This window comes from Paenarthrobacter sp. NPDC058040, assembly GCF_042885775.1.
GTDB lineage: Bacteria > Actinomycetota > Actinomycetes > Actinomycetales > Micrococcaceae > Arthrobacter.
Genome location: NZ_JBHVRN010000010.1, coordinates 163,394 through 176,163, shown reverse-complemented (window position 1 = coordinate 176,163; position 12,770 = coordinate 163,394). Strand labels below are relative to the sequence as shown.

Here is a 12,770-nt window from a genome sequence, read left to right as displayed (position 1 = left end):
CCGTAGCACCAGCAGGCTCACATGAGGCATCCAGCGAATTGTGGCAGGCTAGAGAGAATGAGTTCCCAGCAATTCCGCGTGAGCGGGAGGTCGAGCAAGCGGCCACGTCAGGAGCGTCCAGCGGGCGCCGGTACGGGTTTTTTGTTTTGCCTCATCACCATCGCCTGCATGGTTGGCCTGGCCGCGACGTACTACTTCTTCGTCCGCACCACCACAGGCCAGTTCATCGACGAGTCGGCCCTCGTGGAGGCCACGGAACTCAGCGGTCCCGCAGGTAAGGCCTCAACCGGATTTCTCGACGTCCTGCCCGTCACCTCCCTGGTCATCGCCACCCTCGTGGTGTTGTTCGTGACCATCGCGCGCCGACGCTGGACGGCCGCGGGCATCGCCGTCGTCGCTTGCGTGGCCGCCAACATCGCCACCCAGGTCCTCAAGCTCCTCATCCCCGACCGCCCGGACCGTGGCGTCCAGACGCTGGAGATGAACTCCCTGCCCTCCGGCCACACCACCCTGGCGGCCTCCGCAGCCGCCGCCGTTTTCCTGATGGTCTCGCCGCGTTGGCGCCCACTGGCAGGATTCCTGGGCAGCTCCTTCGCCGTCGCAACAGGCGTGTCCACACTCATCAATCAATGGCACCGGCCTGCTGACGTGGTTGCCGCCTTCTGTGTGGTGGGGGTCGTGATGCTGCCCGCCGGATGGCTGATCCTCCGTTCAGGCAACAGCTGGAACGTCTGGCGCGGCTACGGCGAGCACTGGGCTTCCTCCAGGCTGTGGGTCTTCCTCACACTCGCTGCGCTCCTGGGCGCCGGTGCCGTGGCAGCCTATTCGCTGCTTCAGGTGATGCCGGGCTTGAGCACGGAGAGCACCACCGACTACTTCTGGGCCGGCACCGCGTTGATCGTGATCGCAGGTTACCTCTCCGCCTTGGGCGGGATGTGGCTCTTTGGCCTGGCCGCCAGGAGGCGTTAACGCACGACGGCGGGCGGCCGCTTCGCCGTTTGGCGCCCGAGCGCCGCATGGGTCCCGGCCCAACAGAACTCCCCATGGCATCCGGAACACTCTTGGCTTACGATTAATCCATTCGCTGGATTAATCGTCAGGAGAGACCCATGCCTTCAACCCGAACCGGCCGCGGTGCGACCATTTTGCCAGCGCCTCCCGCTACCCGGGACCTCGTGGTCGACTTCATCCGCGTTGCCTGCATGTTCGCCGTGGTGGCAGTGCACCTGCTCATGATGGGCATCAGCGTGGGCGGGGACGGCATTGGCGTGGAAAATCCATTGACGTCCCTGAGTTGGTTCGCTCAAGGAACCTGGTTCGGCCAGGTGATGCCCCTGTTCTTCGTGGTTGGCGGCTTTGCTTCCCTCACTTCCTGGCGGAGCCTGCGGCGGAAGGGCGGAGATGCTGGCGACTACCTCCGAAACCGCGTGCTGCGCTTGGTCCGGCCCACGGTGGCCCTGTACGCCTTCCTCGCTTTGGCCCTCTGGATTGCGACGGCGGCAGGCGTCCCGGGCGAGCTGCTGAAAGTCATTGCTGCGGGCGCCGGAGTCCAGCTCTGGTTCCTTGCGGCGTACCTGCTCTGCCAAGCCATGGTGCCCGCAATGGCGCGACTCCACGAGGCTGCCCCATACCGTACCGTGGCCGCTTTGGCGGCCAGCGCCGTCGTCGTCGATCTCCTGCGGCTGGGGCTGGAACGCAACCCGTGGGGCTTCGACTCGAACCCGATCGGGCTGCTGAACATGGTGTTCGTGTGGGGCTTGCTGCAGCAATTGGGATTCTTCTACGCGGACGGCTTCTTTGATCGGTTCGCGCGGTGGAAGCTCGTCGCGGCCGCCGCCGGGTGCTACGTAGCGCTGGTGCCACTCACGCAGGATGGCCTGTACCCCGTGGACATGCTGACCAACCAGAACCCTCCGATGTTGCCCCTGGTACTGGTAGGCCTGGCGCATGTGCTGTTGGTAAAGGCTGCCTATCCTTGGGTCCAGCGTGTGGTCCAGCAGGCGTGGGTCCAGAACGTGATGTTCGTCGTGGGGAGCCGGGCCATGACCATCTACCTGTGGCATCTGCCGTTGATCATCGCGATGTTTGGCCTGGCCCTGGTGCTGCGTTTGCCCTTCCCGGAACCGGCGGGCACGGAATGGTGGCTGAGCCGTCCGGCGTTCTACATCGTGGCCTGGGCTCTGGTGCTGCTGGTGTCCACTCCGCTGGTTCGGCTGGAACTCGCGAGCACGGCCTTGACTCCGGGGGCTTCCCGTCCGGCGCTGTGGCGCATCGGCCTTGCGACGGCACTGGCGATCATTCCGCCGTTCGTGGTGATGCGCAGTGCGTTGGATGCCTGGAACGCGACGTGGGGGTTGGTGATGCTGGTGGTGGCTGTTGGTTTGGTGACCGGGCGTAGCGCGGATCGAAAGTGGAAGACGCCGGTGGTGAGGCTCCCGGAGTAGGCGCTACCCGGCCTTGACCGGTGCCGTCTCCATGACACGACGTTTCACGTCCTGGCGAGTGGTTTCAGTTTGGAAACCGGCAGCGGCCAGCCCGGATGGCCAGTTGCCATGGCACTTGGCGAGCTGCTCAAAGCAGTTCCGCAGCAGTTCCTTGGGCGGAGGAGTGTGCCCGTCGCCTGTATCGGGCCCCCACCGATCCATCAACATGTGCAGATTTTCTTCATGTCCTACGACATCCAGGAACGGCAGCTGATGGTTCTGGATGTGGAACCAATCCTTGGCGTTCTGGATGAGGGCAACCGTGTGACTGAAGCCCGCCTTGTAGGCCGGAAGCAGGTCGTGGGCAACGGAGGCAGGCAGCGAAGACATGTCCGTCCCCTTCATGCCCCAAGCGTGAGTGAGGTAGCGCTCCACAGCGCCCGGGTAGAAGCGCGAAATCGATATTTGGGGATTCACCGCGAGTGCAAGTGATGTGGGAAAGAAACGGGACAGAGCGAGACTGGCGTAGCCACCGCCCGAGCTTCCGAAGAACACGACGTTGTAACCCCACGTCTCCCTGACGATGCGCTGAATTATTTCGGCGAGCGCTTCCTGGAGATCGGGCTGCTCTTTGGACCCGGCGTACCACGCCAGATTGAGTTCATTTGCAATCCGCAAGCTCGGATCCGAGATAAAAATGCGGTTCACGGGGAGGTCAGCCGTGATTCCCTGACCCAAAAACCAAGGGAGCCTGACATCGTTTTCCGCTGCTCCGTGCAAGCACACCAACGTGGTGTCGGAGTCCCCAGGAATGTTGAGTATCTCGAGCGGAAGACCATTGTGCTGGATCGTGATCAGTCCGGCCGGGATCTTGTCTGAGGACAGGAAGTCGCGAAGATCCGTGTACTCTGCGAGCTCGGTGGTTTTAGCAGTTGGGTTTTCCGACACCACGGTAGTCTAGCCGGGCCCGACGCCACGCCCCGAAAGATGGCGTCCTCTTCGGTTCCACGCGGTGAACTGCCGGAACGGCCCGACGATTTCGGTAATGGCTGAAATCGATGAGATGGGACCTCCGGCAGAGACAATCTATTTGGAACCCGGGGCAGCCTCAGCGCTCTGTTCGTGGGCGTTTCCCTCGACTTCCGCGCCTGTTGAGGCTCGAACCTCAATGCCCGCGCTTACACCAATGACTGTGTTGTCACGCACGACCGGAGAGACCGTCCAATTCAAGTAGATGCCTACCGCGGATTTTTCATTGGATTCCCGCAAGACGTTGCCCCGCACTTCTATGCCGCGAAGTGGCGCACTGGAAATCCCATTCACGGCGATGCCGCCACCTGTAAGGTCGGGGTCCAACTGGTTATCCAAAACCTTGACGTTCTCAGACCGAATGATGTCGATCGCGGCGCTAGGGTTCGTCGGCTCGGTGTCGGCGTCGGTGTGGAGCTTGTTGCCTTCGACGACGACAGAAGACGCCTGGACTTTGATGAAACGACGGGAAACGTTCCGGACCTCGTTATCGCTGATTTTCACTCTTCCCGCATTGAACGGACTTGACTTCCCGTCGTTGAAGAGAACGTGAATGGCGTCGCCTTCTTCACCAGTGATATTTTCCAAGCGATTGTTCATGATGAATGAACTTGCCTTCGCATCCGCCGTCGAGTTGAGAGCGATGCCCCGAGAGGCACCGGAGTTGTTTCCTCCTATGCCGTCCCCCACGCTGACTACGTTGCGAATGATGTTGTCTCTAATGACTACGCCGTAGCTTGTGGTTGCATCTATCCCGCGGGCAGATTGCGTTTTCGACCAAAAATTCTCATAAATGCCGTCCTCAATGGTCGCGCCGGCGCCGGTAACTTTCAGTCCATACGCCGCGTGGTTACGACCATCAATATGCACGCCAACCTTGGCATTCTTCCCCGCAACCGTGAGAACGGTAATGTCGCTGGCATCGGCCACGATCGTTGCGTTATCGGTCTGTAAAGTCCTGTTGTCACCATTCAAAACAAGACCTTTGGTGATGCGGAATGTTCCATTCGAAAGACGTCCTCCACCAGCGTTCAGCCATGACTGAAGTGCCGCTGTGTCGTCCGTGATGCCGTCGCCCTTTGCAGTGTTTGGAACGGTAGATTTGCGATCCAGGTCAGACGGCGCGGCGGCTTCCCGCTGCGGGCTTTTGCTTTCGGTTGGGCGCGAGGGCTGGCAACTTGTCAGAAACAGGCACGCACATGCAATGAGCAGCGCGACTATCAGCGGTCGACGTCGAGCCGGTTGCGCGTCTGCCATTGCACCCCTATCCCCACATAGATCCCCTATCATGCTAGCCCGGCACCTCACGTCTCAACCAACCCACTAGCAGGTGCCCAAACTACGGCGCGCATCCGCCACAGGGTCAGGCGCGCTTCGCAAGTCTAGTAGTTCCGCCTGTGCTTCAGTCTGGGAATAGCGATTGCAAACACAACGGCCGCGGCAAGACCAAGCACACCGGTCGCCCAGACACCTGCAGCCAGGGAGATGGCAGCCGTCAGCCCCGACAGCAGCACCGGTCCCCCGGTGGCTCCGGAATCTGCGATGAAGCGCCAGATCCCCAGGAAATGGCTCCTTCCGTTGTCCGGCGAGAAGTCAGCACCCAACGTCATGATCAGGCCGGAGCTGATGCCATTGCCAAAGCCGATCAACAAAGCAGCCAGCAACAAAGACACGAAGCCACCCGTAAACGGAATGAGCACCAAGGCAAAGCCCATGATCAGCGTGGATGGAACGGCCACCCATTGCCGGCCCTTTCGGTCCATCAGCTTGCCCGCGGGATAGAACACCAACATGTCGATAGCTCCCGAGAGGCCATAAATTAATGAAGCATGGGTCGCGTCCATGCCCAGATGGTCGGCCCAGAGCGGGATAACCACTTGGCGGGAGGCCCGGAGGGCACTGAGCAACAAGATACCGAAGCCAACGGAAAGGAACACTCCGGAGTGTGAAGCGGCTACCTGCCGCAGCGTGGAAGCAGCAGGTGCCGGCGCGCCGTCGGACGTGTCTGGGGCGACCAAATCCGGAATGGTGAGCGACAGTGCGGCAGCACCCATCATCCCCACAAAGCCCACCCAGTATCCTCCGCTGATCCCGGCGAACTGCATCACTCCGGCACCGATAAAGGGCCCTATGAAAATGCCAATCCTGGTCACGCCGCCGAGCGTGGACAATGCCCGGGCGCGGAAGATGACCGGCACCGCCTCTGTCAGGTACTTCTGCCTGGCCAGGTTGAAGACGCTTGAACTCATGCCTACGACGGTCATTGCCGCAGCAAGCAGCCAGATGCCATGTTCCAGGCTTGGGGCGAAAGCAGCCGCACCCAATGCCAGAGCACCGGCCGCACCAGCACCAACGATCGCCCACCGCTCACCAAACCTGATGGTGATGATCGACGCCGGAATGTTGAAGAGCCACGATCCCACGCCAATCAGTGTGACGATCAACGCCGAGACGGCCACCGACGCACCCAGATCACGCGCCGAGAGGGCAATGACCGGCAGGACCGCTCCTTCACCGATACAAAACAGCAGCGCCGGCCCGAAAGCGGGTAGAGCAATGCTGCGGAGGCTGAAGCTTTGGTCTGCTTGGGTGCTTGTCATCCCTTTCATCCTAGGACTGCTCCCTCCACGGAACGCTTCGTCACGTGTAGGCAGATTCCTTACGATTCCACTAGAGTCCGGGTCATGACCATCTCGAAGCGCCGTGACGTATCACGCTATCCCCGGACGCAGACGGTGTTCCCATCCTTCGAGGATTTCCTTGAGACAGAACACCTGCCAACAGAAATCATCACCATTGACGGGGCGCAGCCGCTCGACATCTTCTACCTCCCGACCGGTAGCAAAACAACGGTGGTCTCGTTCCACGCCGCCATCGCAGGCCAGGACGCCGTGCTGCCGATGTTCTCCGGCTTTAAGGTGACGCAGGACCACTCACCAAATCAGATCTTCATTTCAGACCCGGGTTTGCTCGCAAGTGACGATCTTACGATTGGCTGGTTTTCAGGCACAGATTCGCTCCCGCTTCAAACGCTACTTCCGAAGGTTCTGGCCAAGCTGATCGAACAGGCAGGCGGGACACGCACACTCTTCTGGGGTCCTTCCGCTGGCGGTTTTGCTGCTCTGTTCTATTCCAAGTACTTCCCCGGCTCTCTGGCAGTTCCGGTGAACCCTCAGACAATTTTGGCCAACTTCAACGAAATCCATCAGAAGCTGTACACGCATGCCGCCTTCGGTGCAGACAGCGATGAAGCACATTCCGAAGTATTCTCGAAGACCCTCTGTACCGACCTCCGCTTGCACTACCGCGGCGAGACTCCGAACTACATCCTCTACGTCCAGAACGAGACCGATCCCCACGTCGAATTGCACATGGAGCCGTTTCTTAGTTCGCTCCATTCACTGGAACGGGTAAAGAAGATTTGGGGCAATTGGGGTGAGGGCCATGTCGCACCGACGTCGGAGCAACTTCGAGAGATCATCAGCTCCGTGACTAATCCGGAGCTTGACTGGGACCTCCACTTCTCCAACCCGGATTATTCCCGCCGGAGGTTCGCCTAAGGCGGCGTTGCGTACCCCTGCGTCCAGCCCGGGGTACGCAAACACCGCCATCCTGTCAGCGGGTTGATGCCGCCTTACGGTGACTTCCCGCTGCCAGAATTAAACCAAGCAGCACCAGGCCCACTGCCCAAAGGACGAAGCTGTGGTTAAGCCCAGTGGTCGCAAGGGCTGCGGAACCACCTACTGCGGTGGCAGCGCCAGCGGCCATCGTGCCTTGTCTGCCGCTTACACTCGTCCCGACACTACTGGCCTGCACGGCGGCAGCACCTGCGCTGACCCCTCCATTGCCGATACCAGTGCCAGGGTTGGATGTACCAACGTCCACGCCTCCAGCACTGGGACCACCGGTCATCGGCGGAGTTACAACGGGAGGGTTGACGACGGGCGGATCAACCACCGGTGGGTTCACAACCGGAGGACTCACAACCGGAGGATTCACTACCGGCGGGTTCACAACCGGCGGGTTCACCGCGCCGACAGATCCGCCACCGATACCAACCGAGGTCGAGCCGATGGTGACAGGCGCCGTAATGGGGACGATGAGCTGGGTACCGGAAAGCAGTCCATCCTCGCCGGACGTAGTGCCTCCCGCCGGTGCACCCGTAGTTCCAGTTCCCGATGAGGTTCCAGGGTTTGAAACCACCGAGTCGCCCAGAACACCGGCGGAAACACCGCCGACGTTCACCGGAGCGGTAATCGGAGCAACAACTTGCGTACCCGAAGCAACACCATCAGAACCGGAAGTACCGGCAGCCGGAACGGCCGAGCCGGAACCGGCGGTGCCGGTGGACGAACCACCGGTCGAAGCTGCGGAGTCACCCAAGGCACCGGCGGAAACAGCACCAACACCCACCGGAGCGGTAATCGGAGCAACAACCTGCGTCCCTGAAGCAACGCCATCAGAACCGGAAGTACCGGCAGCCGGAACGGCCGAACCCGAACCGGCGGTGCCGGTGGACGAACCACCGGTCGAAGCTGCGGAATCACCCAAGGCACCGGCCGAAACAGCACCAACACCCACCGGAGCGGTAATCGGAGCAACAACGTGCGTCCCCGAAGCAACGCCATCAGAACCGCTGGTCGTTCCCGCAGCCGGAGCAGCAGAGCCCGAACCGGCGGTACCGGTGGACGAACCACCGGTCGAAGCCTCCGAATCACCCAGGGCACCGGCCGAAACAGCACCAACACCTACAGGCGCCGTAATCGGAGCAACAACCTGCGTCCCCGACGCAACACCATCAGAACCGCTGGTCGTTCCCGCTGACGAACCGGCAGGAGCAGTCCCCGCTGGAGCACCGGAGGTCGCCGCCGAATCACCCAAGGCACCGACCGAAACAGCACCAACACCCACCGGCGCCGTAATCGGAGCAACAACCTGCGTCCCCGAAGCAACACCATCAGAACCGGAAGTACCAGCAACAGGAGCAGCTGCACCCGAACCGGCAGGAACCGCGGTCGTGCCACCGGAAGCGGCGGTTGAATCCCCGCCAACTCCCGCGGCAGTGGCTCCGATGTTAACAGGGACCGAAATCGGAGCCACTACCTGAGCGCCGGATGCGATACTTTCTCCCCCCGACGTTGTTGCCTGCGTGGCCTGTTCGGCCGGCGCAGGAGTTGTTGCACTAGGTGTTGCAGACGCCGATGAGTCCCCCAACAGACCCGCCGATGTGGAACCGACAGTCACAGGGACCGTCACGGGTGCAACCACTTGGGTGCCGGACACTACGCCGCCCGACCCGTTGGTGTTGGCCGCAGGAGCAGTGCCGCTGGCAGCGGCCGGTGCGGCAGAATTGGCTGGGCTCGTCGCAGTGGAGCCCCCCAGCAGACCCACTGAGGACGAGCCCAGGTTGATAGGCGCCGAAACCGGAGCGACAACTTGCGTTCCCGAACCAATGGCGTTGGAGCCACTGGTACCGGAAGGAGCCGTTGCCGGTCGCGCAGCCGGGCTGGCTGCGGGCGCCGTGGAACTTGCGGTCGAGTCCCCCGCCACGCCAAGTGAGGTGGAGCCGACAGAAATTGGTGCTGATACTGGTGCCACGACTTGCGTTCCTGACAGAAGTCCGTCCTGCCCGCTGGTCGTGTCTGCGGCATTGGCCGCGGTCGCGCCGAGGGCAATCAGCCCTCCGGCAAAGCATGTGCCGAGGAGGCACCTGCGTATTGTCGAATTCATGATGATCTTCTCCTGAAGGTCTTGTTCCCAGAGACGTCCTAGTTATGGATCGTCCAGTGACCGTCTGCCGCAAAGAGACATGCGACGCGGTTAGGGAACTAATCAGGAGATGAGCCGGGATCAAATGAAACCGGCTCTGGATGCTGTTCATTGCCGGCCGATGCGAGGCCAGAGATTAGGTCAGCGGGAACGATCAGGGCGCCGTCCAAGTAGGCAGCTGCCGGGCTGGGTGGGCCGTTCTGCGAGCCTCCGGAGCCGACCCCGGTTCCGGCCAGAGGTGCCCCGTCGGGGCCGAAGGGGAGGTCCCCAGGAGCCTCGCCATCGGCAGTTGTCGCCGCGCTGACTGCTGTGCCGGCCTGGGCGGCGGCGACGGTACGCGACCACTCGTGGGATGGAGTGAGGACACTAGGTTCAGCCTCGGCAACTCCGTCGGCAGCGACTTCCGTCGGCGGCTGAATCAAAGACGTTTCCGCGGCCGGTGCACGTGGAACAACGACGACGGCGGCGGGCGGCGTGGCGCTCGAGCCGGGCTTTGTGGGGAGAACCGAAGTGTCGACGACGGGCAGTACCGGGAGAATTCCATCGGGACCCGTCAGGGGTGGAATCACGCCACCACGCGGTGGCAGGACGGTATCAACCACGTCAACGATTGGCTCCAGTACCGGTTTCGTCGCATCCGTCACGGGGCCCTGGCCGATCGGCTCCAAGGCATCGTTGACAGGCGGGACGACGGTGGCGACAGTGTCCTCGACCGCACCTGCCACGGGAGTTACAGCTGTATCCACCACCCCGCCGACGGTCCCCGCTGGAACAACCTCGCTCACGATCGGCAGAGTGCCGACGAAACTGTCAGTTGACTGAGCTACCTGTTCGACCACCGGAGTAGCTGAAGGAACAGTTACCGTTACTGCCGGGCCAGGCACGAGTGGTTTCACTGCGGCCGGGAGCGGCACATCGGGCACTGGAATAGCGACGGCGGGAGCCGAAGGCTTCGGTGCCACGACGTTGGCTACGGATGCTTTGGTGTCTTTGGCAGCCTCGGCAGTGGCGTCCAGCGTCTTGTGGAGCTTCGCCGGAACGTTCTTGACGCCAGTCGTTGACGTAACCGTGGACGACACAGATGAAGTGATTCCACCAAAGAGTGACTGGTTGTTGGAGTTTCCGGAATCGGCGCTGGCGGCGCTGGCGGAGAGCGCCATCCAGACTGCGGTGCCGGCCCCTGCGATCATGACGGAGCGGAGAATCCGAGCAGCACGCGGGAACGCGTGTATGGCCTTCATCTCGACACCCCCCAGGTAGTCGCAAACCGATGGTCGCCTTCATCCTAGGACTGGACCAACGCAATAGTCCATGGGTTTGAGGGGTCGAGATGAATTTTTTATAAGCAGCCTTTGCTTTACGAGGGGAAGAATCCGGTCTTCTCGTGACCGAAGTCCGGCGAGGCCAAGGACCCACCTGCTGATCGACTGTGCTGGGCCTGAGTTTCCTGAAGCCGCTTGATGAACCAGCGCGACTGCTCCGGACCGTAAGGCAACACGGGGATGGCCTTCGTGGCGTCAGCAGGCATGTCTCGGATTGACTGCGTGGCTTGCCGAACAGCCGTAGTCATGGTGTTTGCCATGGTCTTGACGAACTCGTCGCTGGCAGGCTTGCCGTGGCCAGGTACCAGGTGCTCGTACCGGTGGCGCAGTGCCGAGATGTGGCGGAGGACGTCGGCCCATTCCTCCGGATACGAGTCCTCGAAAGAAGGGTGCGCGCCGTGCTCTACCAAGTCACCAACGAACAGCGTCGAGTTGGTACCTACCAAAAGGTCACCGTCGGTGTGCGCGCGGCCAAGGTGGAACAGCGTGGCAGTCACCCCGCCCAGGTCGACCAGGACCGGCTGGTCACGGACAATCGCGTTGGGCACAACAATTTCGACGGCGTCGCCCTCACCCGCGGCCATCTCAGGTTCGTTGGTTGCAACAAATCGGCGCTGAAGGTCGCCGTCCCTTTCGATAGTGGCTGCACAGTTGGCGTGCGCCCAGAACTCGGTGACGCCGTCGTCGGCGAAAACTGCGTTGCCGAAGAAGTGGTCGTAGTGCGCGTGCGTATTCACAACCACCAGCGGGAGCTGCGTCTTTTCGCGCACTGCAGCGAGAATCTCACGCCCTTGACGCGGTCCGCAGCCGGTGTCGATAACCATGGCGAGCTCGGTGCCCACTACAAGTCCGGTGTTGAGTAAGGAACCCTCGGTTTCAAGGACAAAGTGGTCCGGACCAAGTCCTAGCCAAGCTGACAATGAGTTCTCCGTATCCAGTGCAATCCGGCGATGTTCAGGCCTCGATTCTACCCACGGGAAGCTGGGAGGAAGCGGAACGAACCGTGCGCCGGTGAATCCGGTTCTGGTTAAACAGGTGAGGCCCGGAAGCTGTTGTGCTTCCGAGCCCCACCCTGGGTTGGACCGGGCCTACCCTCCCGCTAAGCGATTAGCTGTGACGAGAGGCTGCCTTCCTGCGGGTGATCAGCATCAAGACGAGGCCGAAGACCAGAAGGGCTGCAGCGGCCGCTATGTACGGCGCCAATTGCGCGCCCGTGTACGCGAGGTCTCCGCCAGGCGCATCCGTTGCAGGTGCGTCCGTTGCGGGAGTCTCCGTCACGGGTGCATCCGTTGCGGGAGCCCCAGTTACCGGAGCGTCCGTTTCCGCACCTCCAGTTGCGGGCGCACCCGTTGGCGCGTCAGTAGTCGGCGCCGGGGTTGTTGGAGGAGCAATCACCGTCGGGGTCTCCGAAGGCGACGGGCTCGGCGATTCCGTCGGCGTTTCCGTGTCGCACGGCGCAGGGGTATCCGACGGCGATGGGGTCTCCGACGGGTTGCCCGACTGGCTCGGAGCCGGAGACGGGGTCTCCGTGCACGGCGACGACGTATCCGAAGGGCTCGGAGTTGGAGTCGGCGTTACCGTCGGGGTTTCCGACGGGCTCGGCGACGGCGTCTCCGTATCGCACGGCGCAGGGGTATCCGACGGCGACGGGGTCTCCGACGGGTTGCCCGACTGGCTCGGAGCCGGAGACGGGGTCTCCGTGCACGGCGACGGGGTATCCGACGGGGTCGGCGTCACAGACGGGGTCTCCGACGGGGTCGGCGTCACAGACGGCGTCTCCGACGGCGACGGCGTCACAGACGGCGTCTCCGACGGCGACGGCGTCACAGACGGGGTCTCCGACGGGGACGGGGTCGCCGAAGGGGTCGGGGTCTCCGACGGGGACGGGGTCGCCGAAGGGGTCGGGGTATCCGAAGGCGACGGCGTCACAGACGGAGTTTCCGACGGGGTCGGGGTATCCGAAGGCGACGGCGTCACAGACGGGGTCTCCGACGGGGACGGGGTCTCCGAAGGCGACGGCGCCACAGACGGAGTTTCCGAAGGGGTTTCCGACGGCGTCGGGGTCTCCGAAGGCGACGGCGTCACAGACGCGGTCTCCGAAGGAGACGGCGTCACAGACGGAGTTTCCGAAGGGGTTTCCGACGGGGTCGGGGTCTCAGACGGAGTTTCCGAAGGGGTTTCCGACGGGGTCGGGGTCTCAGACGGAGTTTCCGACGGCGACGGCGTG

9 protein-coding genes and 1 pseudogene are annotated in these 12,770 nt (G+C 62.4%); 4 read left to right on the top strand and 6 right to left on the bottom strand.

Going from position 1 to position 12,770, the window contains the following annotated elements; translation table 11 throughout:
• The first annotated feature begins 57 nt into the window (after nucleotides 1-57).
• Nucleotides 58-969, top strand: a complete 912-nt coding sequence (locus ACFVSJ_RS15755) for a phosphatase PAP2 family protein (protein WP_387437837.1) — start codon at nucleotides 58-60, stop codon at nucleotides 967-969.
• A gap of 140 nt (nucleotides 970-1,109) precedes the next feature.
• Nucleotides 1,110-2,444 (top strand): acyltransferase, encoded by a 1,335-nt coding sequence (locus ACFVSJ_RS15750; protein WP_387437836.1) that lies wholly within the window; start codon nucleotides 1,110-1,112, stop codon nucleotides 2,442-2,444.
• Nucleotides 2,445-2,447: 3 nt separating this feature from the next.
• Here the strand turns inward: ACFVSJ_RS15750 and ACFVSJ_RS15745 are convergent, their stop codons facing one another.
• The 3 genes from ACFVSJ_RS15745 to ACFVSJ_RS15735 form a co-directional block, all read right to left on the bottom strand.
• The gene (locus tag ACFVSJ_RS15745) at nucleotides 2,448-3,371 is read right to left on the bottom strand and encodes a hypothetical protein (RefSeq protein ID WP_387437835.1); all 924 of its coding nucleotides are present in this window, start codon (nucleotides 3,369-3,371) and stop codon (nucleotides 2,448-2,450) included.
• 138 nt (nucleotides 3,372-3,509) lie between these two features.
• Nucleotides 3,510-4,709 carry a NosD domain-containing protein gene (locus ACFVSJ_RS15740; RefSeq protein ID WP_387437834.1) on the bottom strand — a complete coding sequence of 400 codons (1,200 nt, stop codon included), beginning with the start codon at nucleotides 4,707-4,709 and terminating at the stop codon, nucleotides 3,510-3,512.
• 125 nt (nucleotides 4,710-4,834) lie between these two features.
• Nucleotides 4,835-6,052, bottom strand: coding sequence for an MFS transporter (locus ACFVSJ_RS15735; protein ID WP_387437832.1), 1,218 nt, complete (start codon nucleotides 6,050-6,052; stop codon nucleotides 4,835-4,837).
• 84 nt (nucleotides 6,053-6,136) lie between these two features.
• Here ACFVSJ_RS15735 and ACFVSJ_RS15730 point away from each other — a divergent pair, with 84 nt between their 5' ends.
• Complete coding sequence (locus ACFVSJ_RS15730; RefSeq protein ID WP_387437831.1) at nucleotides 6,137-7,012, top strand: hypothetical protein; 876 nt, start codon at nucleotides 6,137-6,139, stop codon at nucleotides 7,010-7,012.
• A gap of 55 nt (nucleotides 7,013-7,067) precedes the next feature.
• Here ACFVSJ_RS15730 and ACFVSJ_RS15725 read toward each other — a convergent pair whose 3' ends face one another.
• The 3 genes from ACFVSJ_RS15725 to ACFVSJ_RS15715 form a co-directional block, all read right to left on the bottom strand.
• On the bottom strand, nucleotides 7,068-9,182 hold the full coding sequence (locus ACFVSJ_RS15725) for a beta strand repeat-containing protein (protein WP_387437830.1): 2,115 nt from the start codon (nucleotides 9,180-9,182) through the stop codon (nucleotides 7,068-7,070).
• A 98-nt stretch (nucleotides 9,183-9,280) separates the two neighbouring features.
• A complete protein-coding gene (locus ACFVSJ_RS15720) occupies nucleotides 9,281-10,462 on the bottom strand; it encodes a hypothetical protein (RefSeq protein WP_387437829.1) in 1,182 nt (393 codons plus the stop codon).
• A 116-nt stretch (nucleotides 10,463-10,578) separates the two neighbouring features.
• Nucleotides 10,579-11,463, bottom strand: a complete 885-nt coding sequence (locus ACFVSJ_RS15715) for an MBL fold metallo-hydrolase (RefSeq protein ID WP_387437827.1) — start codon at nucleotides 11,461-11,463, stop codon at nucleotides 10,579-10,581.
• Nucleotides 11,464-11,756: 293 nt separating this feature from the next.
• On the opposite strand from ACFVSJ_RS15715, the pseudogene ACFVSJ_RS15710 reads away from it, so the two are divergent.
• A pseudogene (locus ACFVSJ_RS15710) lies at nucleotides 11,757-12,770 on the top strand (hypothetical protein); the annotation flags it as partial.

Bases quoted from the DNA above. Each gene is read 5' to 3' on its own strand.
- ACFVSJ_RS15755 (WP_387437837.1), top strand. From the start codon at position 58: ATGAGTTCCCAGCAATTCCGCGTGAGCGGGAGGTCGAGCAAGCGGCCA.
- ACFVSJ_RS15750 (WP_387437836.1), top strand. From the start codon at position 1,110: ATGCCTTCAACCCGAACCGGCCGCGGTGCGACCATTTTGCCAGCGCCT.
- ACFVSJ_RS15740 (WP_387437834.1), bottom strand. From the start codon at position 4,709: ATGGCAGACGCGCAACCGGCTCGACGTCGACCGCTGATAGTCGCGCTG.
- ACFVSJ_RS15735 (WP_387437832.1), bottom strand. From the start codon at position 6,052: ATGACAAGCACCCAAGCAGACCAAAGCTTCAGCCTCCGCAGCATTGCT.
- ACFVSJ_RS15730 (WP_387437831.1), top strand. From the start codon at position 6,137: ATGACCATCTCGAAGCGCCGTGACGTATCACGCTATCCCCGGACGCAG.
- ACFVSJ_RS15725 (WP_387437830.1), bottom strand. From the start codon at position 9,182: ATGAATTCGACAATACGCAGGTGCCTCCTCGGCACATGCTTTGCCGGA.
- ACFVSJ_RS15720 (WP_387437829.1), bottom strand. From the start codon at position 10,462: ATGAAGGCCATACACGCGTTCCCGCGTGCTGCTCGGATTCTCCGCTCC.